Origin of the sequence: Burkholderia cenocepacia, assembly GCF_900446215.1 — a bacterium.
Lineage (GTDB): Bacteria > Pseudomonadota > Gammaproteobacteria > Burkholderiales > Burkholderiaceae > Burkholderia > Burkholderia cenocepacia.
On sequence record NZ_UAQZ01000001.1, the window covers coordinates 1,810,723 to 1,832,865 of the forward strand.

21 protein-coding genes are annotated in these 22,143 nt (G+C 70.0%); 7 read left to right on the forward strand and 14 right to left on the reverse strand.

From position 1 onward, the window contains the following. Window positions 1-50: 50 nt before the first annotated feature. Window positions 51-1,304 carry a YbfB/YjiJ family MFS transporter gene (locus DTA15_RS08480; RefSeq protein ID WP_006490504.1) on the forward strand — a complete coding sequence of 418 codons (1,254 nt, stop codon included), beginning with the start codon at window positions 51-53 and terminating at the stop codon, window positions 1,302-1,304. Between the two features lie 11 nt (window positions 1,305-1,315). On the opposite strand, the gene hpaC is transcribed toward DTA15_RS08480, so the two are convergent. Beyond that, entirely contained in the window at window positions 1,316-1,861 is a 546-nt protein-coding gene (gene hpaC, locus DTA15_RS08485; protein WP_006490502.1) for a 4-hydroxyphenylacetate 3-monooxygenase, reductase component, read from the reverse strand. Between the two features lie 354 nt (window positions 1,862-2,215). Here hpaC and DTA15_RS08490 point away from each other — a divergent pair, with 354 nt between their 5' ends. Continuing rightward, window positions 2,216-2,848, forward strand: coding sequence for a response regulator transcription factor (locus DTA15_RS08490; RefSeq protein ID WP_006479687.1), 633 nt, complete (start codon window positions 2,216-2,218; stop codon window positions 2,846-2,848). A gap of 12 nt (window positions 2,849-2,860) precedes the next feature. On the opposite strand, the gene DTA15_RS08495 is transcribed toward DTA15_RS08490, so the two are convergent. From DTA15_RS08495 to DTA15_RS08515, 5 genes are all read right to left on the reverse strand, one after another. Continuing rightward, complete coding sequence (locus DTA15_RS08495) at window positions 2,861-3,604, reverse strand: SDR family NAD(P)-dependent oxidoreductase (RefSeq protein WP_006493346.1); 744 nt, start codon at window positions 3,602-3,604, stop codon at window positions 2,861-2,863. 59 nt (window positions 3,605-3,663) lie between these two features. Beyond that, a complete protein-coding gene (locus DTA15_RS08500) occupies window positions 3,664-4,788 on the reverse strand; it encodes an amidase (protein WP_006490494.1) in 1,125 nt (374 codons plus the stop codon). Window positions 4,789-4,819: 31 nt separating this feature from the next. Next, window positions 4,820-5,341 carry a nuclear transport factor 2 family protein gene (locus tag DTA15_RS08505; RefSeq protein ID WP_006490491.1) on the reverse strand — a complete coding sequence of 174 codons (522 nt, stop codon included), beginning with the start codon at window positions 5,339-5,341 and terminating at the stop codon, window positions 4,820-4,822. Between the two features lie 8 nt (window positions 5,342-5,349). Beyond that, entirely contained in the window at window positions 5,350-5,727 is a 378-nt protein-coding gene (locus tag DTA15_RS08510; protein ID WP_006490490.1) for a hypothetical protein, read from the reverse strand. A gap of 102 nt (window positions 5,728-5,829) precedes the next feature. Beyond that, window positions 5,830-7,023, reverse strand: coding sequence for an acyl-CoA dehydrogenase family protein (locus DTA15_RS08515; RefSeq protein WP_006490498.1), 1,194 nt, complete (start codon window positions 7,021-7,023; stop codon window positions 5,830-5,832). Window positions 7,024-7,173: 150 nt separating this feature from the next. Between DTA15_RS08515 and DTA15_RS08520 the strand changes: the two genes are divergently transcribed. Continuing rightward, window positions 7,174-8,727 carry a sensor histidine kinase gene (locus DTA15_RS08520; protein WP_006493344.1) on the forward strand — a complete coding sequence of 518 codons (1,554 nt, stop codon included), beginning with the start codon at window positions 7,174-7,176 and terminating at the stop codon, window positions 8,725-8,727. A 44-nt stretch (window positions 8,728-8,771) separates the two neighbouring features. Here the strand turns inward: DTA15_RS08520 and DTA15_RS08525 are convergent, their stop codons facing one another. The 3 genes from DTA15_RS08525 to DTA15_RS08535 all read right to left on the reverse strand — a co-directional run bounded on the left by DTA15_RS08525 (window position 8,772) and on the right by DTA15_RS08535 (window position 11,122). Then, on the reverse strand, window positions 8,772-9,158 hold the full coding sequence (locus DTA15_RS08525) for a tautomerase family protein (protein WP_006493343.1): 387 nt from the start codon (window positions 9,156-9,158) through the stop codon (window positions 8,772-8,774). 180 nt (window positions 9,159-9,338) lie between these two features. Further along, window positions 9,339-9,842: an aromatic-ring-hydroxylating dioxygenase subunit beta gene (locus DTA15_RS08530; protein WP_006483601.1), complete on the reverse strand. Its 504-nt coding sequence runs from the start codon at window positions 9,840-9,842 to the stop codon at window positions 9,339-9,341. Further along, window positions 9,839-11,122, reverse strand: coding sequence for an aromatic ring-hydroxylating oxygenase subunit alpha (locus DTA15_RS08535; RefSeq protein WP_006483596.1), 1,284 nt, complete (start codon window positions 11,120-11,122; stop codon window positions 9,839-9,841). The genes DTA15_RS08530 and DTA15_RS08535 overlap by 4 nt, the downstream gene beginning before the upstream one ends. Window positions 11,123-11,262: 140 nt before the next feature. On the opposite strand from DTA15_RS08535, the gene DTA15_RS08540 reads away from it, so the two are divergent. Further along, window positions 11,263-12,180, forward strand: a complete 918-nt coding sequence (locus DTA15_RS08540; protein ID WP_021033498.1) for a LysR family transcriptional regulator — start codon at window positions 11,263-11,265, stop codon at window positions 12,178-12,180. Window positions 12,181-12,306: 126 nt separating this feature from the next. On the opposite strand, the gene DTA15_RS08545 is transcribed toward DTA15_RS08540, so the two are convergent. Beyond that, window positions 12,307-13,296 carry a PDR/VanB family oxidoreductase gene (locus DTA15_RS08545; protein WP_006483603.1) on the reverse strand — a complete coding sequence of 330 codons (990 nt, stop codon included), beginning with the start codon at window positions 13,294-13,296 and terminating at the stop codon, window positions 12,307-12,309. 156 nt (window positions 13,297-13,452) lie between these two features. Then, on the reverse strand, window positions 13,453-14,850 hold the full coding sequence (locus tag DTA15_RS08550) for a spinster family MFS transporter (protein ID WP_006483592.1): 1,398 nt from the start codon (window positions 14,848-14,850) through the stop codon (window positions 13,453-13,455). A 418-nt stretch (window positions 14,851-15,268) separates the two neighbouring features. On the opposite strand from DTA15_RS08550, the gene DTA15_RS08555 reads away from it, so the two are divergent. Then, window positions 15,269-16,387 (forward strand): porin, encoded by a 1,119-nt coding sequence (locus tag DTA15_RS08555; RefSeq protein ID WP_006483607.1) that lies wholly within the window; start codon window positions 15,269-15,271, stop codon window positions 16,385-16,387. A 26-nt stretch (window positions 16,388-16,413) separates the two neighbouring features. Here the strand turns inward: DTA15_RS08555 and DTA15_RS08560 are convergent, their stop codons facing one another. After that, window positions 16,414-17,451: a LysR family transcriptional regulator gene (locus DTA15_RS08560; protein ID WP_006483611.1), complete on the reverse strand. Its 1,038-nt coding sequence runs from the start codon at window positions 17,449-17,451 to the stop codon at window positions 16,414-16,416. Continuing rightward, window positions 17,448-18,416: an AraC family transcriptional regulator gene (locus DTA15_RS08565; protein WP_006483612.1), complete on the reverse strand. Its 969-nt coding sequence runs from the start codon at window positions 18,414-18,416 to the stop codon at window positions 17,448-17,450. Before DTA15_RS08565 ends, DTA15_RS08560 begins: the two co-directional genes overlap by 4 nt. Before the next feature lie 149 nt (window positions 18,417-18,565). On the opposite strand from DTA15_RS08565, the gene DTA15_RS08570 reads away from it, so the two are divergent. Both DTA15_RS08570 and DTA15_RS08575 read left to right on the forward strand, forming a co-directional pair. Then, on the forward strand, window positions 18,566-19,672 hold the full coding sequence (locus DTA15_RS08570) for an NAD/NADP-dependent octopine/nopaline dehydrogenase family protein (RefSeq protein WP_006483602.1): 1,107 nt from the start codon (window positions 18,566-18,568) through the stop codon (window positions 19,670-19,672). Next, the gene (locus tag DTA15_RS08575) at window positions 19,669-20,679 is read left to right on the forward strand and encodes a 3-hydroxybutyryl-CoA dehydrogenase (RefSeq protein ID WP_006483597.1); all 1,011 of its coding nucleotides are present in this window, start codon (window positions 19,669-19,671) and stop codon (window positions 20,677-20,679) included. Before DTA15_RS08570 ends, DTA15_RS08575 begins: the two co-directional genes overlap by 4 nt. Before the next feature lie 11 nt (window positions 20,680-20,690). Here the strand turns inward: DTA15_RS08575 and DTA15_RS08580 are convergent, their stop codons facing one another. Next, complete coding sequence (locus DTA15_RS08580; RefSeq protein WP_006483609.1) at window positions 20,691-22,031, reverse strand: MFS transporter; 1,341 nt, start codon at window positions 22,029-22,031, stop codon at window positions 20,691-20,693. Window positions 22,032-22,143 lie beyond the last annotated feature (112 nt).

The window sequence follows — 22,143 nt, forward strand, 5'->3', positions numbered from 1 at the left end:
ACCGACGGCGGCGCAAGCCCCGCAATCGAACAACGATGGAGACACCCCCGATGCGCGCAGTGCCGCAACCGGAGCGTGCCGGCCGCTCGCGGCCGGACGCCGGCGCAACCGATCCCGGCCGCATGGCCGCGTGGCGACTCGCGATCTGCCTGTCGCTCGGCAGCGCGATCGCGCTCGGCCTCGCACGCTTTTCATATGCGCTGTTGCTGCCGCCGATGAAGGCCGATCTCGGCTGGACCTTCGCGCAGGCCGGCGCGCTGAACACGGCGAACGCGGCAGGCTACCTGATCGGCGCGCTCGCATTCCCGCTGCTGTCGCGGCGTTGGCGCGCGGGCACGCTGCTCGCGGCCGGCTGCGCACTGACCGCCGTGCTGATGGCCGCGGGCGGGCTCACGTCGGACATGCACGCGCTACTGGCGCAGCGGCTGGCCACAGGTATCGGCAGCGCGTTGATCTTCATCAGCGGCGGTGTGCTGGCCGCGCGGCTCGCGTCCGCGTCGCCGCGCGACGCAGGTCTGCTGCTCGGCCTCTATTACGGCGGCACCGGATGGGGCATCGTCGCGTCGTCGCTGCTCGTGCCGGCCACGCTCGTGCACCGCGTGCACGGCTGGCAGCCCGCGTGGTTCGCACTCGCGACGGCGTGCGTGCTGTTCTCGGCGGTGGCCGTGTCGGCTGCGCGCCGCATCGAGCATGCGCATGCGGCGCCAGTCAGACAGACCGACGGCGCGAAACGGGCGGCGAGCGCGAGCCCGGCCCGCTTCGCGCTCGCGCTGGCCGGCTACGGGCTGTTCGGCGTCGGCTACATCGGCTACATGACGTTCATCGTCGCACTGCTGCGCGGCGCGGGGATGAGCGGCACGGTGGTCGCCGCGTTCTACGTGATGCTCGGGATCGCGACCGTCGTGTCGGCGCGGCTGTGGTCGGGGCTGCTCGACCGGATGCGCGGCGGCCAGGCGCTCGCCGTGCTCAACGCGCTGCTTGGCGTCGCGACGCTGATGCCCGCGCTGTTCGTGCATCCGGCCGCCGCGTTCGCGTCGGGCCTGCTGTTCGGCGCGACGTTCCTGTCGGCGGTCGCGTCGACGACGGCCTTCGTGCGGCACAACCTGCCGCCCGACGGCTGGGCGAAGGGGATCAGCGCATTCACGACGGTCTTCGCATTCGGGCAGATCGCGGGGCCGGTCGCGATCGGCTGGGTGTCGGACAGCGCGGGGCTCGCGCGCGGGCTCGTGTATTCCGCGCTGACGCTGTTCGCGGGCGCCGCATTCGCGGCCGGGCAGCGCGCGCTGCGCAGCACGTCCGCGTAGTCAGGCACCCGTCACCGCACGCACGCGGTACGCGACACGCGATGAAACGCACGGCTGAAGTAGATGAGGCTGTCGCCGTCGTCGCGCACGCGAATCGACGTCGCCTCGATGAACATCACCGAATGCGAGCCGACTTCCTTCATCTCGGCGATCGTGCCCTGCAGGCTCGCGAGCGCGTCGCGCAGCACCGGCACGTCCTGTTCGCCGCGATCCCACACGGGCAACTGGAAACGCTGTTCCATCGGCAGGTCGGTGAGCCCCGCGAAGTGTCGCGCGAGCAGTTCGTGCTCGGCCGGCAGCACGTTGATGCAGACCTGACGGTTGCGCTCGAAGGTCGCGTGCATCGCGCTCGACCGGTTCAGGCACACGAGCAGCGTCGGCGGCGCGTCGGTGACGGAGCACACGGCGCTCGCGGTGATCCCGCAGCGGCCGTGCGGCCCGGCGGTGGTGATCACGTTGACGGCCGCGCCGAGGTGGGCCATCGCCTGGCGGAAGGCCTTCTGCGCGTCGGTCGGTTCGACGCGCGCCGGTCGCTGGATATCGGTCGTGGAAGACATGGGCGCTCCTGGTTGGACGAAAGCGGCGAACGATGCAGCGCGGCGAGCGCGGCGCCGGATCGCCGACGATGACCCAAGCGTACGTCGCGAAAATGCGGCCGACCATTCGCACGATTGGCGATCGGGATGGCGTTGCCGCCAACGCGTCTAAAGGTTCTACCTAGATGCGTGCCGCCGCGTGTGAAAAAAACCGCGATTGCGCGTTCGTGCGGCACGTGCAGGGGTTTGCAGCGGGTTTTCGGCTCGTTATGATGTGCCGCACACCCCCAGCGAACGACGCTCGCGACATGCCGGCCACCGGCTTCCCGCGCGGCGCGTGCGATACCGATACCGATATTCAGCGAGACACCCGCGATGACGTCACCCGCACCGATCGTATACATCGTCGACGACGACAGCGGCATGCGGACGTCGCTCGCGTGGCTGCTCGAATCGGTCGGCATCGCATCCGAAGGATTCGCGAACGCCGCCGACTTTCTCGCGCGCTTCGACGTGAACTTGCCCGCCTGCCTCGTGCTCGACGTGCGGATGCCGGAGAAAAGCGGCTTCGACGTGCAGGCCGAACTGAATGCACGCGGCGCGACGCTGCCGGTGATCTTCGTCAGCGGGCATGGCGACATTCCGATGTCGGTGCGTGCGTTGCAGAACGGCGCGATCGATTTCGTCGAGAAGCCGTACAACTCGCAGCAGATGCTCGAGCGCGTGCAGCGTGCGCTGCGGCTCGCGCAGCAGCGGCACGCGGTGAGCCAGCGCCACCGCGAGCTGCGCCAGCGGCTCGATGCGCTGACCGCGCGCGAGAAGGAAGTGCTGCGCGGCGTCGTGGACGGCAAGGGCAGCAAGCAGATCGCGTCGGATCTGTCGATCAGCGTGAAGACGGTCGACGTGCATCGCGCGAGCATCAAGGAGAAGCTCGGCGCGACGTCGATCGCCGCGCTGGTGCGCGACGTGATGGTCGTATGGGGCGACGACGGCGAATCGTCGCGATGAGTCCCGGCGCGTTCAGCGCATGTACAGCCCGCCGTTGATGTCCCAGCATGCGCCGTTCGCGAAATGCGCGTCGCCCGACGCGAGCAGCACGGCGGCATCCGCGACGAACCCGGTCGACCCGAGCTTGCCGCCCGGCAGGCTCGCGAGCACCTGACGCAGTTTTTCAGGCGCGACGCTTTCGTACACGATCGGCAGATCGAGCGGCCCCGGCGAGATCGCGTTGACGGTTACGCCGTGCGCGGCGAGATCGCGTGCGAACACCTTCGTCAGCGTCAGCGTGCCGCCTTTCGCTGCCGCATAGTGCGCGCCCGTCGCCGAGCCGCCGTTCTGCCCGGCGAGCGATGCGATGTTGACGATGCGGCCCGCGCCGCGCTGCGCGAAGTACTGGCCGAACACCTGGCAGCCGAACAGCACGCTGCGCAGGTTCACGTCGATCACCTGGTCGAACTGCTCGGCGGTGATCTCCATCGCCGGTACGACCTTCGACGCGCCTGCGTTGTTGACGAGCACGTCGACCGTGCCCCAGCGCGCGACGAGCGCATCGCGCGCCGCTTCGAAATCGCGTTTGGACGTGACGTCGAGCGGCAGCGCGATCGCGCGTGCGCCGCTCGGGTCGAGTTCGCGTGCATGCGCGTGAACGGCGTCGGCGGCGATGTCGGCCAGCGCGACGCGATAGCCGGCCGCATGGAAGCGTTCGGCGATGACGGCGCCGAGCCCGCGCGCGGCGCCGGTGACGAGAACGACTCGATCTGACATGGTGTGGAATTCCGTGGTTCGCGGGCGCACGCCGATGGAAGCGGCGCCCGCATCGTGGTTCATGCGGCGAGCGCCGCTTCGAAGTGGGCCGCGATCGCGCAGACCCGCTCGTCCGCGCCTTTGCGACCGACGATCTGCAAGCCGGCCTTCAGCGGTGAACCGGCGAGCGGTAGCGGCAGGCTCAGCGCCGGATGGCCGCTCAGGTTGAACGGCCGGATCAGCGACGACATCGCGATCACCGATACGCCGTCGCGGGCCTGCTGCAGCGTGATCGGCAGCGCGGGCAGCGTCGGCAGCACCAGCACGTCCGCGTGTTCGAGCGCGGCGTCGACCTGCGCGGTGAAGCGTGCGCGCACGGCTTCGGCTTCCGCGAGCGCGGCCGGTGTCGTCGTCGCGGCCATGCGCAGTCGCGCATCGAGATCGGCGCCGAGCCGCCCCGTTTCGACCAGATGGCCGAACGCGCGCGACGTTTCCGCATTGATCACGGTCAGCCCGGCCGCGAACGAGGCCGGCATTTCGTCGAGCACGACCGTGTGCGCGCGCAGGCTCGATGCGCGAACGGCCGCATCGAGCGCGGCGGCGATCGCCGGGTCGGCGTCGACGACGAGTTGCGCGACCGTGCAGCCTGCCGCGGCAGCCGTCGCCTGCGCACGATCGAAGCCCGGCGCGATCGCGGCCATCACCGCGACGAGCGTGCGCATCTCGCGTGCGAACGGCCCGACGCAATCGAGCGTCGTGTCGGCGGGCGCGACGCCGCGCCGCGACACGCGGCCGAACGTCGGTTTCAGCCCGGCCACGCCGCAGCACGCGGCCGGCCCGCGAATCGAGCCGCCGGTATCGGTGCCGAGCGCCGCATCGACGGCGCCGAGCCCGACGAGCGACGCGGAGCCGCTCGACGAGCCGCCGGGAATGCGCGTGGCATCCTGCGGATTGACGGGCGTGCCCGTGTAGTCGTTGATGCCGGTCATGCCGAACGCGAGTTCGTGCATGTTCGCCTTGCCGGCGATCTGCCAGCCGGCGTCGAGCAGCAGGCGGACCACGTCCGCGTGCTGCGCGGCGGGCGGCGCATCGGCGAGCGCGCGGCTCGCCGCGCGGGTCGGATGGCCGGCGATGTCGATCGTGTCCTTGATCGCGATCGTCGGGCCGGGGCCGCCGAGCGTGAAGGTGTCGATGAAGCCTGTCATGGTCGGTATCGTGCGAAAGCAGCGGGAAACATCAGGACCGTGGCGCGGCGGCGAGCGGCCACGGGCCGTCGAGCACGCGTTCGGTGCGGAAATGGCGGATCAGCCAGGTGGCGCCGTCGGCTGCCGGCGCGAAATCGACGGTCAGCCGCGCGGCGATCAGTTCGGCCGAGCCGTCGGCGTAGCGCGACGCCTGCAGCATGATCCAGCGGCCGCGCGCGCTGGCGCGATCGGCGCCGATCTCGATCGACTCCGACGTCAGGAAGTGCAGGTTCGCCGCGAAATGCGGATCGGGCGGCAGGTAGCGGCCGAGCATCGCGACGATCGCCGCGGGGCCTTCGAGGCGGCCGAACTTCCGCGCGTATTGCGGGCCGATGCCTTCCCACACGGCGTCGGCCGTGAACAGGTCGGCGAGCGACGGACCGGCGCCGGCGTCTGCGGGGACGTCGCACAGCGCCATGTAGCGCGTGAGCGTCGCGCGCACCGCGCGCTCGGCATCGAGCGCCGCGACGCGCTGCACGAGCGTGTCGATCGCGGCAGGGGACAGGTCGGTCATCGCGCGCCTCACGCCGCGGGCTTCGCGGCCGGCGGCACGGTTAGCGCGCGGCCCACGCGCGCCTCGATCTTGCCGTAGCGCCACAGGTTGTATTCGCCGACGGGTGTCGTGCGGTACAGGTTGCACACGGCGACCGTCGTGTCGAAATCGGCGACGTCGGCCATGATGTAGAAGGTCCAAGGCGCGCCGTCGGCCTGGCCGACCACGAGGCGGTCGTCGTCCATCACGCCGAGCACGCGCACGCCGGGCATCGCTTCGACGGCCGCGAGCATCGCGCCGTACGCCTGCCACACTTCGCCGATCTGCTCGCGCGGAAGGTCGAAGAAATTCTGCGACACGCCGCAGCAGAACAGGACGCGCAGCGGCAGCGGATTCGAATCGGACATATCGGTTTCTCCAGAGAAATCAGGCGGGCGCATGAGCCGGCCGGCGACGGCGCGACCGGTTCGGCTTCATGCGCGTTCATCAAAAGCGTCGGTCGATGCAGGTTACAGATAACCGGGAAACGGCGCGACGCCGGTGAATACCGCGCCCGCGCCGTCGAAGTTGCCTTCGGCGAGGAACGCGTGCTGCGTGACGACCATCGCATCGCGCAGCAGCCGCTGCAGCGGATGGGACCGGTAGATCGCCGCCGTGCCGCCGAGGCGGTACGCGCGCTCGACGACGCTCGCGCCTTCGCGGGCGATCTGCGTGGCCGCGAGCCGCAGCAGGCTGACCTGGTCGGGCGTCACCGGGTTGCCCGCGAGGATCGATTGCCACACCGAGTCGGTCGCATCGTAGAAGAACGCGCGCGCCGAGCGCAGCTGCGCCTCGGCCTTCGCGAGCTCGATGCGGAAATACGCGCGATCGGCCAGACGCGGCGCGCCGGTCGTCGTCTGGCGGCCGCCGGACATGCGATTCACGACGTCGAGAGCCGCACGCGCGAGGCCGAGGTTGACGACGGCCAGCACCTGCGCCGCATACGCGACAGTCGGATAGCGGTACAGCGGTTCGTCGACGGTCGGCTCGCCGCCGCGTACGAAGGTCCACGCCTCGGGCACGAAGCGGTCGTTCACGCGCAGGTCGTGGCTGCCGGTGCCCTGCATGCCGACCACGCTCCAGTTCTCGACGATCTCGACCTCGGCGGCGCGGAACACGGCCGTGCGCGGCTTGTTCGGCGCGGCGTCCTGCACACCCGGCACGGCGATGCCGACGCCGAGCCAGTCGGCGCCCTTGCAGCCGCTCGCGAATTTCCACGTGCCGTTCACGCGCCAGCCGCCCGGCGCGTCCTGCGCGGGCTGCACCGGGAACAGGCCGCCCGCGAACACCTGGTCGGGGCCGCCCGCGTACAGCTCGGCCTGGGTCTCGAGCGGCAGCGCGGCGAGGTAGACGTTCGCGGAGCCGAAGCTCGCGACCCACGCGGCCGAACCGTCGGCGGTCGCGATCCGTTCGATCATGTCGAGGAACGCGGTCGGCGCGAGCGCATCGCCGCCGAAGCGGCGCGGCGTGCCCGCGCGATAGATGCCGGCCTGCTTGAACAGCGCGATCACGTCGCGCGGCACGTGCGACAGCCGGTCGAATTCCTCGCGGCGCGCGGCGACCGTTTCGAGCACCGCGTCGAGCGCCGACAACTGCCCGGCCGCGGGAGAGGCCGCGGGCGGCGAGGTCGGCGCGGATTCGATGGCGAGGGCGGCTTGCGGCATGGTTGTCTCCTGGGGATGGGGGGCGATTTCTGTGTCGGTTGCGGGGAGCCAGACGATGCAACCAGTCTAGAAACGCCGAAAACACGCAGCAATTGGTGCGTTGGGCCGCGCGACTGGTGACGCTCCGTGCCGGCCTAAAGAAATCTTCAGATGCGATCGGCGCGCGCCGGTGCTATGTTGGGTTTCCGGCCGCGCGACGCCGCGCGCCTTCTTCCGAATCCGATCATGAGTTTTCCCGACGAAGACGATTTCCACCGGCTGCTCGACGCGCTGACGACCTGCGTGCTGCTGCACGACGCGCACACCAGGGCAATCGTGTGGGCGAATCGCGCCGCGTGCATCGCGCTCGGCTTCTCGGTCGAGGAACTGCTGCCGCTGAAGGCGCCGGACATGACGCGCCCCGAGCCGAAGTACCGTCGCGAGATCGCGGTGAGCGCATGGGATCGTGCGCTCGTCGACGGGCCGCAGGTGTACGAGTGGTGCTATCGCTCGCGTACCGGCGTCGACATGCTGTCCGAGGCCACCGCGACCTACGTGCCGCTGCGCGGGCGCGACGTCGTGATGGTGCAGTTCCGCGACATCAGCGCGGAGGAGGCGGTCCGCCAGCAGTTGCGCCGCTACGAGGCGCGGCTGCGCGAGTTCATGCAGGATCTCGACGAAGGCATCGCGGTCGTGACGCCGCACGGCGGCGTGCAGTTCATCAGCGAGTCGGGCCGCCGCGTGCTCGGGCTCGCGCCCGACGAGCCGCTCGGCGCGGTGCTCGACTACTGCTCCGCGGCCGATCGCGACCGGCTCGTCGCGCAGTTGCGCGACGCACCGTCGGCGCACCCGTCCGCACCGCAGCGCTACCGGATCGTGCGGCGCGACGGCTCGGCATGCTGGCTGCGCATCCTGTGCCGGCAGGTCGAGATCGAGGACGATCTCGACGGGCTGCTCGTGCAGTTCCGCGACGTGAGCGACGAAGTCGCGATCGAGGACGCGCGGCGCGCCGAGGCGCGCATGCTCGAATACGCGGGCCGTTACAACGCGATGGGCGAGATGGCGACCGTGATCGCGCACGAGTTGAGCCAGCCGCTCGCGGCCGTGCGCAATTTCATCGAAGGCGCGGTGCGGCGGCTGAACGGCGACGGCGCCGTCGACGACGCGATCTGGGGGCTGCGCAGCGCGGACCGGCAGGCCGAGCATGCGGCGCTGATCATCAAGAGCGTGCGCGAATTCATCGTGAAGCGCGAGCCGGTCGTCGCGCGGGCCGACCTGCGCGACATCCTCGCGGACGTCGCGTACTTCATCGAGCTGCGCGCGAAGGAGGCCGGCGTGACGGTCGCGATCGTGCAGGCCGACGCACCGCTGCCGATCCGCTGCGAACGCGTGCTGATCGGGCAGGTGATCCTGAATCTCGCGTTCAATGCGATCGAGGCATTCGCCAGTTGCGAGCGGCTGCCGCGCACGCTGACGCTCGGCACCGCGAACGTGGCCGGCCACGCGGAGTTGCGTGCGATCGACAATGGCCCGGGCATCGAGGCCGGCGCGCACGACCGGCTGTTCGACGGCTTCTCGTCGTCGAAGGCCGGCGGCAACGGGATCGGCTTGTCGCTGTGCAAGAGCATCGTCACGCACCACGGCGGGCGGATCGCCGCGAGCCCGGCCGCAGGCGGCGGGCTCGACTGCCGCGTGACGCTGCCGCTCGCCGACGCGCCCGCCTAGCGGCTGCGCGGCGTCACGACGGGGCAGCGGCGCGCGGCGCATGGTCAGCGCCCCAGCGCCCGCGCGGTCTGGCCGCCGATGCCGAAGTCCGTGTTCGGAATGTCCTTGATGATCACGCGCGTCGCCTGCAGCGGCGCGTCGAGCACGTGCGCGCCCGCGTCGGACAGCGCGGCGATCAGCGCGCGCTTCTGTTCGTCGGTGCGGCCGGCGATCAGGATCGCGACGATCACCGGCAGCGACGGCGGCGCGCCGTCCGCGGCGCTGCGGCCGCCGAGGCCGATATGCGTCGCCGGCAGCTCGGTGAGCAACACGCGCACCGATTCGATCGGTGCGCCGATCGCGTCGACGGTCGCACCGGTCAGCCTGGCGATCAGTTCGGCCTTGCGCGCGGCATCGTGGCCGGCCGGCAGGAAAACTTCGAGTGTGGGCATGGTCGTCCGGAAAGGTGAAGGTGACCGGCTCACCGTTGCGCAGGCGATGGCGAACCGGTGGGCCGCGCAAAGGTGAAGGTGACCGGCTCACCTTTGCGTTGGCGGCGGCGAACCGGCAGCCGCTCACAGGTGAAGGTGCCCGGTTCACCATTGCGTTGGCGACGTTGAACCGGTCAGGGCTTACAGCAGGAAGCCGATGGCGCTCAGCGCTTCGGTCGAGTCGATCAGGCGCACGACTTTCTCCGCGATCCGCATCTCGCCGTCGCCATCGACGTGCAGCTTGTGCGTGACGTCGGCCGCGAACAGCGTCGCGACGCCGCGCTTGTACGCGACGACGACCTGCGCCGATTTCAGCTCGACGGTATCGGCGCTGCCGCTCTCCAGCGTGAAGCGCGACACGGTGCGCACCGTGCGCGCCGCGTCGGTCGCCGACGCCGAATAGCCGGACACCATCCGCTGCACGCGCTTCTCGCGCATGTCCTGGTCGTCGAACACGTAGTTCAGCGTCGCCGCGAAATCGGTCGTGTCGGGATCGATCGGCACCACGTAGTGCCCGGACCGGTCCCACAGGTCGAGCCACGCGCGGTAGTCGCGGCGGTCGAGCATCTCGGCTTCGCGCCACACGAATTCGACCGCGCGGGCGAAGGTCTGCTCGGAAAAGAGGGCGTTGCGGTCGTCCATCATTGTTGCTCCATCATCTTGCGCCATTGCTGGTAGGCCTCGCGCATGCCGGTTTCGTCGGTCGCATGCGCGGTCTTTTCGCCGTTCGCGGCGGTCGTCTCCCGGTTCAGCCCGCGATTCACGAGGATCGGCACGTCGGGGCCCGCGTGCGCGCCGCGCTGCACGCGCTCCCAGGCTTCCGCGTCGTCGGGGCTGCCGAAGCCGAACGGGCCCTGGAAGTGCTCGTGGATGCGCAGCCGCTCGCGGTTCGCTTCGTCGGGGCCGCCGTCCATCGCGAGCGCGACGTGGCGGATCTCGGTTTCGTTCGCGGAGATCGGCCGCAGCACGCGGAAGAACGCCATCGACAGCGCCAGGTTCGGGAACAGGTTCAGGTTGAAGCCGACGCCCATCAGCGAGCGCACGATGCGGCGCACTTCGTCCGGCGCATGGCGCTCGGCGAGCTTCGCGGCGAGCGGCGCGAAGCGTTCGGGCAGCGGCGCGCCGTCGTCCTCGTCGAGATCGATCAGCTCGGGCATCAGCACCGCGAGGCTGTGGCCGTTGCCGAGCCCGCGGCAGAACGCGTGCTCGCTCGTCATGAAGCTCGTGATCGCGGCGGCCGTCTCGTCGTCGATCGACTTCATCCACGACTTGTGCACGACCGGGAAGTGATAGAGGTCGGTGGTGTTCTCGAGCTGGATCTTCCAGTTGCCCTTGAACTTGAACTTGTGTTCGCCGTTCGCCTTGATCGGGTAGCCGGCGCCCTGTTTCATGAACAGGTCGATCCACGGCTTCGCGCCGCCGAGGAAATCCTCGAGCGGTTCGATCGCATCGTTGAAGCTCGCGAAGATCAGCCCCTGGTACACGCCGACGCGCAGCTTCACGAGCGGCAGGTCGCCTTTGTCGCACACGCCTTCGTAGCCGTCGCCGTACGGCAGCGCGCGCAGCGTGCCGTCGAGCGCATACGACCAGCTGTGATACGGGCACGTGAAGCCCTTCGCGTTGCCCTTGTGCGCTTCGCACACGGTCGCGCCGCGATGGCGGCAGCGGTTCTGCAGCACGTTGATCTCGCCGGTCTTGTCGCGCACGACGATCACCGGCTGGCGGCCGATCGTCGTCGTGATGAAGTCGCCCGGGTTCGGCAGTTCGCTTGCGTGCGCGACCCAGATCCAGGTGCGGTAGAAGATGCGGTCGAGTTCGGCTTCGAACAGCGCGGGATCGTGATACATCGCGGGCGCGATGCGGTCGGGCTGCGCGAGGCCATGCAACGCGCGGGTGTCGATCGTCTGGTAGGCAATGTCGCTCATCGTCGTCGTGGGGAAAGAGTCGCGAAAATCGGGCCGCGCCGTGCGCAGCGTCCAGGGGCCAGTCTCGTCTTCTGCTACATATCGGTCAAATTGATCTAAAATTGATGATCAAATAAATACGGCAAATGATGGAGGTCACGATGACGTCGGTCGATCATCTCGATCTGAACCTGTTGCGCGTTTTCCAGGCGATCGTCGAGGAACGCAGCCTGACGAAGGCCGGCGAGCGGCTCGCGCTGTCGCAGCCGGCCGTCAGCTATTCGCTCGGCCGGCTGCGCACGCTGTTCGACGATCCGCTGTTCGTGCGGACGCGTTCGGGCATGCAGCCGACGCCGGTCGCGCTGGAACTCGCCGGCATCGTCGGCAAGGCGCTCGACATGGTGCGCGTCGCGCTGCGCTATGCGGAGCGCTTCGATCCGGCCGCCAGCACGCGCACGTTCCGGCTGTCGCTGTCGGATGCGGGCGAGATGGCGTACCTGCCGGCGATCTGCCAGGCGCTGCGCGAGCGCGCGCCGCGCGTGACGCTCAGCGTGCAGCCGCTGCCGGTGGAGGAGATCGAGGAGGCGCTGCGCGCGAGCCGGCTCGATTTCGCGATCGGCAACCTGCCGGAGCTGATGCCGCGCACGCGCCACCAGTTGCTGTTCGAGGAAACCTACGTGTGCATGACGGGGCGCCGGCGCGGGCTGCCGGCGGCTGCCGCGCTGAGCCTCGACCAGTTCGTGCGCGCCGCGCACGTCAACGTGAAATCGGTCGAGCACAGCCACCACGCGCTCGACGACGCGTTGCGCGCGCAGGGCGTGGGCCGCAACATCGCGCTCGAGGTGCCGCACTTCGTCGCGCTGCCGAGCGTGCTGTCGGTCACCGATCTGTATGCGACGCTGCCGAAGCGGCTCGCGCAGATCCTGAACCGCGACAACGCATTTCGTCTGTATGAGCTGCCGGTCACGTTGCCGCCCGCGCCGGTGACGATGCACTGGCACGAGCATTTCCACGAGGACGAAGGCAACGCGTGGATGCGTGCGCTGCTCGCCGAGATCGTCGAGCGCTTCGACGAGTGACGCTCGGGTGGTGCGCGATGGGCGGCCGAGGGGGCGCGCCGGCGTCGGCCTGCATCGGCTTCCAGCGCACCGGTGCATCGGCCCGTCGCTGGATCGGCGCCGCAGCATGTCGGCGCGCTGGCCGCATTAGAGATCGAGCACCAGCACGGCGGAACGTGCGCGCGACACGCAGCAGCAGATCACCGTATTGCTCGCGCGCTCGGCCTTGCTCAGGCAGTGATCGCGATGATCGGGCTCACCGTCGAGCACCGGCACCATGCAGGTGCCGCACACGCCTTCGCCGCATGACGTGTCGACCTCGATGCCGATCGTCGCGAGTGCGTCGACGATCGACGTATCGGGGGCGACGCGCACCGACTGGCCGCTGCGGTGCAGGCGCACTTCGAAGCCACCGGCCGGGCCCGAACCGGCTTCGGCATTGCCCGCATCCGCGGCGACGGGTTCCGCCGCGAAGCGTTCGAGATGAATCGCGTCTTCCGGGATTCGCGTGGCCGCGGCCGCGACGACGGCATCCATGAACGGCCCGGGGCCGCACGTATAGACATGCGCCGTCGGGTCGATCGATTCCATGCAACGGCCGAGTTCGGCCGCGAGCGCATCGGGCTCGACGCCGTAATGGAACGTCACGTGCGCTGCGAACGGCCCGGCCGACAGTTCGTCGACGAAGGCGGCATGGTCGCGGCTGCGCGCGAAATAGTGCAGTCGATAACGCGCGCCGCGCTTGTGCAGCGCATACGCCATCGACAGCAGCGGCGTGATGCCGATGCCGGCCGCGACGAGCACGTGTTCGCTCGCGTCATCGGTCAGACGAAACAGGTTGCGCGGCGTGCCGATCGACAACTCGGCGCCGACGCTCACGTCGTCGTGCAGCGAACGCGAGCCGCCGCGCGACCGCGCTTCCTTCTTCACCGCGAACAGGTAGCTGCCGCGCTCGTCGGGGTTGCCGCACAGCGAGTATTGCCGCGTGATGCCGGACGGCGCGGTGACGTCGATATGGGCGCCCGGTTCGTACGCGTCGAACGGCTGGCCGTCGACGCGCGAGACCCGGAAACAGCGGATGTCCTGCGCCGCGTCGATCAGCGCGTCGATCCGGACCTGGTGGCGGTTCGCTTGCATGGGAAATTCCGTGGGATAGAGGAAAGCGGCGCGGCAGAGCCCGCGCCTTCATGCGATCGAGAATAGGGACGGGCATCGCATAAATCAAATCGATTAAAAAGCGATGCCTGAATCAGCCGGATGGATAATACTCGGGCGCGCGGTCGTGCCCGGCGTTCAGCGCGCGGCAATCGCGTCGCCAGCGCCGGCGGCCTGCGGCGTCGCGGCCGACGTGTGACCGCGTTCACGGTCGAGGCTGCGGCGATAGTGCCGGCAGCCGACGGCGAGCAGCAGCGCGGCGAGCGTGGCCGCCGCGACGTTGACGATCGACATCGAATGGCCGACCTCGGCCGGCGCGCCGAACACGCGATCGGTGAACAGCGCGACGACGGTCGTGCCGATGCCGAGCGCGATCAGGTTCGACACGAGCAGGAACAACGCGGAGATCTGCGCGCGCATCTGGTTCGGCGCGAGCGTCTGCATCGCGGCGGTCGAGGTCGGCATCGGGAACGACGCGAAGAACATCGCGACGACCAGCATCGCGAGCGATGCGGGCAGGCTATCGAGCTGCGTGAACAGCGTCGCGGGGATCGCCATGCACGCGGCGCCGATCGCACCGGCGCGCATCGGCGCATCGCCGCGACCGCGCCGCAGCAGCCAGTCGTTGAGCCAGCCGCCGCAGAACACGCCGGCGGTGTTGGCGACCAGCAGCACGATGCCGAGCGTGTAGCCGGCTTCGACGGCCGTCATCCCGAAGCGGCGGATATAGAACGCGGGCGTCCAGCTCAGCAGGCAGTACAGCGCCATCGCGTAGAACGAGAAGCCGAGGTAGTGGCACGAGAAGGTCGCGCGGTGCGTGCCGACGAAGCGCAGCGAATCGCGCATCGACACGCGCCGCACGGCGCCCGAGCGATCCTGCGCGAGCCCCTTGCGCTGCGGATCGCGCACGGTCGCGGCGAACAGCAGCGCGACGAGGATGCCCGGCAGCCCGACGATCAGGAACGTGACCTGCCACGCATGCACCTGTCCGACCACCGGCAGCGTGAACGCGCTCGCATGCTTGAGCAGCGCGATCACGTAGCCGCCGATCAGGAACGCGATGCCGCCGCCGATGAACGAGCCGAGCGAATACACGGCGACCGCGCGCCCGAGCTTCTCCTTCGGGAAGTAGTCGGCGAGCATCGAATACGCGCCGGGCGACAGCGCGGCCTCGCCGACGCCCACACCCATCCGCGCGACGAACATCTGCACGAAATGCTGGCTGAGCCCGCACGCGGCGGTCGCGACGCTCCACAGCGCGATGCCGAGCGAGATGATGCGCGGGCGCGCATAGCGGTCGGCGAGATACGCGACGGGCAAGCCCATCACCGCATAGAACAGCGAAAACGCGAAGCCGTTGAGCAGGCTGAACTGCGTATCGGACAGGTGCAGGTCGCGCTTGATCGGTTCGATCATCAGCACGAGGACTTGCCGGTCGACGAACGAAAAGATGTACGCGAGCATGCAGATGACGACGACATACCATTCGTACGTATAGCGCTTGCCGTCGGCAGCGCGGGCCGTGGATGCGGACATGCGGGTTCTCCAGGAGCGGGCGGTGGGAAAGCGCGGCATCGGCCTGGCGGGCCGGGCGCGGTCGCGGCGCGAAAGCGTGCGGGTGACACGATCGACACGATCGGAGAGCAGCGTAGTCGGCCAAATTCGGCCGCCATAGCCGGAGTGACAGCCGCGCCACACGGACATTTACCGACCCGGATAAAGAAAACACCGAGACCGTGCGCACGGGCCGCCGTGCAGCGCGCGTGCGGCGGGGCCCGCGCGCGTCATGCGGCGCATCTATAAGCGTTATAGAGCGCATTGCGTCGACGTCCGAAATTGTCGTTCCTAGACTCGGCCCGGTTTTGATCGGCAGCGTTCGCATCTGAAAGCGAACGCGCTTCACATCAAGCGGCGCGATGCCGACAGGCGCCGCAACTTCTACGGGACGACGCAGATGAACCATCCGAACGGGCGGGCCGACCGGCTTGCCGTACCGCTTGCCGCGCTGCTCGCATGCATCGCGCTGCCGGCCGTCGCGCAATCGAGCGTGACGCTCTACGGCCGCATCGACACCGCGATCGAATACGCGAACGCCGGGCCGAACCACGTGGCGCGCATGGGCAGCGGCAACCTGTGGGCGTCGCAGTGGGGGCTGAAGGGCGTCGAGGATCTCGGCGGCGGTTATGCGACGATCTTCAAGCTGGAAGACGGTTTCAACGCGGCGAGCGGCGCGTTGTCGAACAGCAGCGCGCTGTTCGGCCGCGAAGCGTGGGTCGGCATCACCGGGCCGTTCGGCGGCGTGCAGTTCGGCGAGCTCTACACGATCCTGCATACGACGCTCGTCACGTACAGCCTGCCGGGGCTCGGCGCGGGGCTCGCCTGGGGCAACGCGACCAACAATTTCGTCGGGCCCGCGTTCCTGCGCGTGCGCAACTCGATGCGCTACACGTCGCCGCGCTACGCGGGCTTCATGCTGCGCGCGATGGCTGCACGCGGCGCCAACGGCGCGGCCGGGCAGCCGGCGACGCTCGGCGATACGTACGGCGCCGGCATCAATTACGTGCGCGGCGGCTTGTCGGTCGACGTCGACTACATGCAGCAGAAGTTCAGTCCGGTCGCGGCGTCCACGCTCGGCAGCACGAGCCCGGCCGCGAACGGCAACTACACGCTCGGCGCGATTTCGTACGACTTCAGCGTCGTGAAAGTGGCCGCGCTGTACCTGCGCCATCGCGGCGGCCCCGATGTGGCGACCGCGATCGACGGCCAGAGCGCGTATCCGCACAGCGACATCATGGAACTCAGCGCGACGGTGCCGATCGGGCGCGCGTCGCTGCTGCTGAGCATCGGCCATTACCGGAAGGTGGCCGACAGCGACGGCAACGCCGATTCGTACGGCATCCGCTTCGACTATCCGCTGTCGAAGCGCACGGTGCTGTACACGGGCGCCGCGATGGTGCGCAACGGCGCGCATGCGCGCTTCGTCGTCAACGGCGCGGCGGGCGGCGGCGTCGCGGTGGCGAAGCCGGGGGCGACCGCCAGCTCGCTCGTCGCGGGCATCCTCACGTCGTTCTGAGCGTTGCGGCGGCCCCGCGTGCGCCGCTATGCGCAGGCGGGCGGCTGCGGCGCGAGCCATGCGTCGAACGGCGCCTGCTCGCCGATATTGAACAGTTCGAGCAGCAGCGCCCGCAGCCAGCGATGGCCGGGGTCCGCGTCGAAGCGGCGGTGCCAGTACGCATTGACGGCCCATTCGCCGGCGCCGGCGATCTCGTACAGCACGCACGGCTGGCGTGCCGCGAACGTGATCGCGATCGTCTCCGGCAGGATCAGCGCGTAATCGCCGCCCTGCAGCAGGGCAGGCACCACCAGAAAATCGGGCAGCGCCGCGCGCACGCGCGGCATCAGCTCGTGCCGTTCGAGCAGTTGCATCGATTGCGGATGCGACGTGACCGCGACGAAGCGCAACGCATCGGGCGCCGTGCCGTCGAGCACGAAATCGTCGGGCAGCCCGACGCGCTGCGCGGTGCGGCGTGGCATCAGCAGCACGCAGCGCTCGTGCAGCAGCGCGGTGCGCTGGAAGTGGCTCGACGCATCGGCGAAATGCCCGAGCGCGAAGTCGATGCGCCCCGATTCGAGCGCGACGTTGAGCTGGCATTCGTCGACGTGCAGTGTCTCGATCACGGCGCCCGGCGCGCGCCGGTCGAACGCGGCGAGCAGCGTCGGCAGGAACGCGCTCGCCGCGAAATCGCTCATGTGCAGGCGGAACACGCGCTGCGTGCTGTCGGGCGCGAAGCGCGAGCCTTCGTCGAGCACGTCCTGCAGGATCGCGAGCGCCTTGTCGACCGAGATCGCGAGCCGTTGGGCACGCGGGGTCGGCTCGACGCCGGTGCCGGTGCGCACGAACAGCGCGTCGCGGAACATCAGCCGCAGCCGGCCGAGCGCGTAGCTGACGGACGGCTGCGTGACGCCGAGCCGCAGCGCCGCGCGGCCGACGTGCCGCTCCTCGTACACCGCGCGAAACGTCTTCAACAGGTTGAGATCGAGATCCTGCACGCGCAGGCCGTCGGGCGCGTCGCCGTCGTGCGGCGCGGGGTCAGGGCGGGCGGGGGCCGTCGCGCGGCCGGGAGCGGAGAGCGTCATCGGGTCTGCCTCGCGGTGACGGAAGGCGGGTGGCCGTAACGCCGCGCATACGCCTTCGCGAAATGGCCGAAGCCATGGATGCCGTGCGCGATCAGCACGTCGGTCACGCTGCGCGCGTCGCCGCGTTGCAGCGCCGCGTGCACGGCGGCGAGCCGACGCTCGCGCACGTACGCGGCCGGCGTGGTGTGCAGGAACGCGCGGAACGCATGCTGCAGCGTGCGCGGCGCGACGCCCGCGACGGCCGCCAGCGCGGCGAGCGCGAGCGGTTCGCCGAGATGCGCATCGACGTGATCGCACGCGCGGCGCACGTGCGCGGGCAGCGGCGGCGTGCCGCGCAGCAGCGCGTCGCTGTACGCGTGCGGCAGGTGCGTGAGCAGCAGCGACATCAGCCACGCGGTGAGGTCGGCGCCGAACACCGGCGAGGCCGTGCCGACGCCCGGCTGCGCGCCGAGCCGGCACAGGTACTCGAAGGTCGGCAGCACGAGCGCGGCGCCTGTGCCGCCGGCCGCGAGGTCGAATTGCAGCGGCCGCGTGAGCGTCGCCTGCAGCATGTCCTGCAGCTTGCATTCGAGCGCGCCGCGTTCGAGCCGCAGCACGAGGTTGCGGCAATCGGGGCTCGTGCGCAGGCGGCTCGCGAGCGCGGGCGACGACACGGTCAGCTCGCCGGGCCCGGCGCGTGCGACGACGCTGCCGGCCTGCAGCTCGCATGCGCCCGCGAGCGTCAGCCGGAACAGGAAGTGATCGGCATCGTCGCCGAAATCGATGCGTGTCTCGCGGCCGTAGCAGAGTTCGAGCAGCGCGCCGTGATGCAGCGGCACCTCGTACAGCTCCGCGTGAAACGGATCGCGGCCGGACGCGGCCATCCGGTGCGGCCCGAGCCGGTGCGCGACCGCGCGTTCGACCTCGTCGGGGGCCTGCAGCGTGCCGAGCCGGTTCGGCGCATGGCGGGAAAGGGCGATGTCCATGCCTAGACCTCGTGGCGGATACGGGAGCGCCGCGGCCTGCGCATCGCCGCGATTGCGTTGCGCGAACGGGCGCGTCGTTGCGCGTTTTGAAGCGACGCGGCGCGGGCGGCCGCGTAGTCTCGGACATACTCGATCACCGGGAGAAAACGATGAAGGTATGTGTTCTGGGCGGCGGCCACGGTTGCCATGCGGCGGCCATCGACCTGCTCGAAAAAGGCCACGACGTGACGTGGTGGCGGCGCGATCGCGAGCCGCATGCGCGGCTGCGCGAGCTTGGCGTGCTGAACGTCGCCGACTATCGCGGCAAGCGTTCGGTGCCGCTCGGCGATGCGCCGGGCGCGATCCGCCTGACCGACGATCTCGCCGCCGCGCTGCGCGGCGCGCAACTCGTCGTGGTGCCGCTGCCGGCCACGTCGCACGACGCGCTCGCCGCGCAGGTCGCGCCGCTGCTGGAGGATGGCCAGGTCGTGTTCCTGCCGCCCGGCACGTTCGGCAGTGCCGTGTTCGCCCGCGCGGCGGCCGATGCCGGCAACCGTTCGCGCGTCGCGTTCGCCGAAACGGGCACGCTGCCGTACCTGGTGCGCAAGCACGGCGACAACGACGTCGTGATCAGCGCATACGCGACGCGCCTGCCGACCGGCGTGTGGCCGGCGAATGCGGCGGGCTGGGCGTTCGACGTGCTGCGCGCCGGCTATCCGTCGGTCGAGCCGGTCGAGGATGCGTTGTCCGGCGCGCTGATGAACGCGGGCCCGGTGATCCATCCGCCGCTGATCCTGATGAACGCCGGGCCGCTCGAACACTTCGACGCGTGGGACATCCACAACGAAGGCACGCAGCCGTCGATCCGCCGCGTGACGAACGCGCTCGACGCCGAGCGCATCGCGGTGCGCGAAGCGCTCGGCTACCGCGCGCCGCATTTCCCGCTCGCCGATCACTACGCGACCGACGGCGACGAGTGGATGTACGGGCGCGGCGCGCACGGCAAGCTGACCGATAGCGGCGACTGGCGCGAGAAGATCGATCTGCGCGCGCATCGCTACATGCTCGAGGACACCCGGCTCGGGCTGTCGTTCATCGTGTCGTGCGGGCGTTGGGCCGGCGTGCCGACGCCCGTCGCGCAAGGGCTGCTGAGCATCGCGAGCGCGGTCGCGGTGCGCGACCTGTATGCGGAAGGCCGCACGCTGGAGCGGCTCGGGCTCGCGGCGCTGTCGAAGGACGCGCTGCGCGCGCTGCTCGACGCGGGGTATTCGGCATGAAGGCGGCTGCCGATGTGACACGCATTCACGTGCTCGGCGCGGGACGCATGGGGCAGGGCATCGCGCTCGTGTTCGCGTTCGCGGGCCTCGACGTGACGCTGATCGACTTCAAGCCGCGCGACGTGCACGCGTGGCGCGCATTCGAGGGCCGCACGCGCGACGAGATCGTGCGGCCGCTGCACGCGCAGGTCGCGCTCGGCCGCATCGACGCCGCGCAGGCCGACGCCGTCGTCGCGCGCATCGCGCTCGTGGCGCGGGACGGCGCGGCCGACGCGGTACGTGATGCCGACATCGTGTTCGAGGCGCTGCCCGAAGTGCTCGATGCAAAGGCCGACGCGCTGCGCTGGCTCGGCGAGCACGTCGATGCGCACGCAACGATCGCGTCGACCACGTCGACGTTCGTCGTCACCGAATTGCAGCGCCACGTCACGCACCCGGCGCGGATGCTGAACGCGCACTGGCTGAACCCGGCGCTGCTGATGCCGCTCGTCGAGGTCAGCCGCAGCGAGGCGACCGATCAGGCCGTCGTCGACGGGCTCGCGGCGCTGCTCGAACGCGTGGGCAAGAAGCCGGTGATCTGCGGGCCGGCGCCCGGCTATATCGTGCCGCGCATCCAGGCGCTCGCGATGAACGAGGCCGCGCGGATGGTCGAGGAAGGCGTGGCCAGCGCCGAGGACATCGACACTGCGATCCGCACCGGCTTCGGCCCGCGTTTCGCGGTGCTCGGGCTGCTCGAATTCATCGACTGGGGCGGTTGCGACATCCTGTACTACGCGTCGACGTACCTGGCCGGCGAAATCGGCCCGCGCTTCGCGCCGGCCGCGAGCGTCGTGCGCAACATGGAAGCCGGCCGCGACGGCGTGCGCACGGGCGCCGGCTTTCACGACTATGCGGCGGTCGACGTGCCCGCGTACATGCGGCAGCGGCTCGGCGAATTCGCGCGGCTGCTCGACCATCTCGGTCTGGCGCCGGCGTTCGACCGCGCGCGGCGCGACGCCGGGCGCTGAGCGGCGCGCGATCATGCCGGGTCGCCGCGCGAACCGGCGGCGGGCGTGGTGCGCGTCTCGCGCATCACGCACAGCGTCGCGACGGTCACGAGGCCGAGCGCAATGAGGAACAGCGACACCGGCCACGACGCGTGATAGCGCGCGAGCAGCGCGGTCGCGATCAGCGGCGACATCCCGCCCGCGAAGATCGATGCCACTTCGTGACCGAGCGCGACGCCCGAGTAGCGCACTTCGGTGCTGAACAGCTCGCCGACGAGCGCGGGCAGCGTGCCGATCATCGCGCCGTGGCTCACCGCCGTGCCGACCGTCAGCGCGAGCCACACGAGCGGCGTCACGCGCGTGTCGAGCAGCCAGAAGAACGGAAACGCGCACGCGACGAGGCTCAGCGCGCCGATCAGGTACACGGGCTTGCGGCCGATCCGGTCGGACAACCGGCCCCAGGCGAGCATCGCGCCCATTTCGACGATCATCGCGATCATCACGCCGGTCAGCATCGTGCCGTTCGGAATCCCGAGGTATTTTCCGTAGACGAGCGAGAACGCGAGGAAGATGTACGCGCCACCGTTCTCGGCCACGCGCAGCCCCATCGCGAGCAGGATTTCCTTCGGATGGCGGCGGATGCACTCGACGATCGGCAAGTGCGTGTGCGCGCCGCGTTTGCCGGCCTGTTCGAAGTCGCGGCTTTCCGGCAGATGGCGGCGGATATAGATGCCGATCGCGAAAATGACGATGCTCGCGAGGAACGGCAGCCGCCAGCCCCACGCGCGGAACAGGTCGTCCGGCAGCGCCTGCGCGGCGAGGAACGCGATCGACGACAGCACGAAGCCGCCGCCCACGCCGAGCTGGCTCCACGCCGCGTAGTAGCCGCGCTGCCCGGGCGGCGCGTTCTCGCTGATCATCAGCACGCCGCCACCCCATTCGCCGCCGGACGCGATGCCCTGCAGCAGGCGCAGCACGACGAGCGCGGCCGGCGCCCACAGGCCGATCTGCGCATAGGTCGGCAGCAGGCCGATCGCGAAGGTCGATGCGCCCATGATCAGCAGCGTCCAGACGAGCGACGCCTTGCGCCCGTAGCGATCGCCGACGTGGCCGAACACGATCCCGCCGAGCGGCCGCGCGACGAAGCCGAGCGCGAACGCCGCGAATGCGGCGAGGCTGCCCGCGAGCGGGGAGGCGCCGGGGGGGAAGAACACGTGGCCGAACACCAGCGCCGCGGCCGTGCCGTACACGAAGAAGTCGTACCACTCCATCGCGTTGCCGGCGACGGAGGCGATGACGATCCGGCGCAGTTGCCGGTCGGCGAGCGGCGCGGCAGCGGCGCCCGGGGATTGCACGGTGTCGGTCGGGTACATGGCGGACTCTGAAGGGGGAGGCAGGCGCGTGCCGTCTTCGCGATGCATGCGGCACTGCGGGCTAGTGTTGTCGGCCCGCCGCTTCCCGGTCAAATCCGCAGAAAAAGGGGAG